General features: G+C 74.5%; 1 protein-coding gene. It reads left to right on the forward strand.

From position 1 onward, the window contains the following. Positions 1-3,150: beta-ketoacyl synthase N-terminal-like domain-containing protein (locus tag ABZV34_RS37970; RefSeq protein ID WP_356287405.1), on the forward strand; the 3,150-nt coding region annotated here is incomplete at both ends.

The raw sequence follows: 3,150 nt of genomic DNA on the forward strand, positions 1-3,150 counted from the left end.
CGAACTCCACGGCACCGGCACCCGGGTCGGCGACCCCGTGGAAGCCGCCGCGCTCGGCGCCGCCGCCGGCACCCACCCCGACCGCAGGGCCCCGCTGGCCGTCGGCTCGGTCAAGACGAACATCGGTCACCTGGAGGGCGCGGCCGGCATCGCGGGACTGCTCAAGGTGGTCCTCTGCCTGGCCCACCGCCAACTCGTCCCCAGTCTCAACCACACCACCCCCAACCCGGCCATCGACCTGGACGGACTCGGCCTGCGCGTCCAGCTGGAGACCACCGAGTGGACCGCGCCGGACCCCGGCCGCCCGCTGCGCGCCGGCGTCTCCTCCTTCGGCATGGGCGGCACCAACGCCCACCTCGTCCTCGAACAGGCACCCCCGCGCACCGCGCCCGCACCCCGGCCCGCCCCCGGACAGCCCGCCGCCGAACGCCCCGTGGTGCCCTGGCTGCTGTCCGCCCGCAGCCCCGAGGCCCTGCACGCCCAGACCGCACGGCTCGCCGCACACCCCGCCGCCCACGCCGACCCCGTCGACGTCGGCTGGTCCCTGCTCACCACCCGCACCCCCCTCGCCTACCGGGCCGTCGGCGCCGCCACCGACTCCACCGGCATCCTGCGCCACCTCACCACCGCGATCCCCCCGGGCCCCGCGGGCGGCCACATCGACCGGCCCGTCTTCGTCTTCCCCGGCCAGGGCAGCCAGTGGGCCGGCATGGCGGACGAACTCATGACCACCGCGCCCGCCTTCGCCGCCCGCATCGCCGAGTGCGAGGCCGCACTCGCCCCGCACGTCGACTGGTCGCTCTCCGCCGTCCTGCGCGGCGACCCCGGCGCACCCTCCCTGGACCGCTCCGACGTCGAAGTCGTCCAGCCCGTCCTGTGGGCCGTCATGGTGTCTTTGGCCGCCCTGTGGCGGGCACACGGCGTACGGCCGGCAGCGGTCGTCGGACACTCCCAGGGCGAGATCGCCGCCGCCTGCGTCGCCGGCGCGCTGAGCCTCGAGGACGGCGCCCTCGCCGTCGCCCAGCGCAGCAAGGCACTCATCGCGCTCAAGGGCCTCAGCGGAATGATGTCCGTGGCCCTCCCGGAGCCCCAGGCCCGCACCCTCATCGCCGCCTGGGACGGCCGCGTCGCCGTCGCCGCCGTCAACGGCCCCTCCTCGGTCGTCGTCTCCGGCGACACCGCCGCCCTCGACGAACTGACCGCCGAGGCCGAACACCAAGGCGTCCGCGTACGCCGCATCGACGTCGACTACGCCTCCCACTCCCCGCACGTCGAAGCCGTCCAGGACGACGTGCTGCGCCTCCTCGCCCCGCTCACCCCCCGCACCCCCGAGATCCCCTTCCTGTCCACGGTCACCGGCGACTGGCTGCGCGACGCCCGCACCGACGCCGCCTACTGGTACGCCAACCTGCGCCGGCCCGTCCTCCTGGAACCCGCCGTACGGGCCCTGGCCGCCGCCGGACACACCGTGTTCGTCGAGGTCAGCCCGCACCCCGTACTGACCACCCCGGTCCGGGAGACCGCCGAGGCCGCGGCCGCCCACGCGGAACACACCGTCGTCACCGGCACCCTGCGGCGCGACGACGGCGGCCTCACCCGCTTCTACACCTCGCTCGGAGAACTCTGGACACGCGGCGCCGACGTCGACTGGACCCCGGCCTTCACCGCCCACCAGCCCCGCACGGTCGACCTGCCGACCTACGCCTTCCAGCGCAGCCGCCACTGGATCGACACCACCCCCGCCGCCTCCGCACACCCCCGCACCACCCCGGCGCCACCCGCCCACCAGCCCCCGCAGCCCGCCACCCCCACCGCCACGGGCACCGGCAGCGGCAGCGGCAGCGGCAGCGGCGACAGCCTCCGGCTCGTCCGCGAGAGCGCGGCCCTCATCCTCGGCCACACCACCCCCGACGCCATCGACCCCGCACGCTCGTTCAAGGACCTCGGCTTCGACTCGGTCACCGTCGTCGAACTGTGCGACCGCCTCAACCGGGCCGCCGGCCTGCGCCTGCCCGCCACCGTCGTCTACGAGCACCCGACCCCGGCCCGCCTGGCCCGCCACCTCGACACGGCACACGACACCACCGGAGCCGAGGCGGCCGTTCCGACGGCCCGTGGTCTCGTGGACGGTGAGCCGATCGCGATCGTGTCGATGGGGTGCCGGTATCCCGGTGGGGTGCGTTCGCCGGAGGACCTGTGGCGGCTGGTGCGTGAGGAGGCCGATGTCATCTCGGAGTTCCCCGCGGACCGTGGCTGGGACCTGGACGCGCTCTACGACCCGGACCCCGACCGCAGCGGCACCAGCTACGTCCGTGAAGGCGGATTCCTGCACGACGCCGCCGAGTTCGACGCCGGGTTCTTCGGGATCTCGCCGCGCGAGGCGCTGGCCATGGACCCGCAGCAGCGCCTCCTGCTGGAGACCACCTGGGAAGCGCTGGAACGCGCCGGCATCGACCCGCACGGACTGCACTCCACCGCCACCGGAGTCTTCATCGGAGCCACCGCCCCCGAATACGGACCGCGCCTGCACGAAGCGGTCGAAGCGGTCGAAGGCCATGTCCTCACCGGCACCACCGCGAGCGTCGCCTCCGGCCGGATCGCCTACACCCTGGGCCTGGAAGGCCCCGCCGTGACGGTCGACACCGCCTGTTCCTCCTCGCTGGTCGCCCTGCACATGGCCGTCCAGTCACTGCGCTCCGGAGAGTGCTCCCTCGCTTTCGCCGGAGGCGCCACCGTCATGGGCGCCCCGGGCATGTTCGTGGAGTTCAGCCGGCAGCGCGGACTCGCGGCCAACGGGCGGTGCAAGCCGTTCGCGGAAGGCGCGGACGGCACCGCCTGGGCCGAGGGAGTGGGTGTCCTGCTGCTGGAGCGGCTCTCGGACGCCCGCCGCAACGGACACGAGGTCGTCGCGGTCGTCCGGGGTTCGGCGATCAACCAGGACGGCGCGTCCAACGGCCTGACCGCCCCCAACGGACCGTCCCAGCAACGAGTGATCCAGGCGGCGCTGGCGAACGCGGGCCTCACCACCCAGGACGTCGACGTCGTCGAGGCGCACGGCACGGGCACGAAGCTGGGTGACCCGATCGAGGCGCAGGCGCTGCTGGCGACGTACGGGCAGGACCGGGACGCGGGCCGGCCGTTGTGGCTGGG

The sequence above is a fragment of the Streptomyces sp. NPDC005195 genome, from assembly GCF_040608315.1.
Lineage (GTDB): Bacteria > Actinomycetota > Actinomycetes > Streptomycetales > Streptomycetaceae > Streptomyces > Streptomyces kaempferi.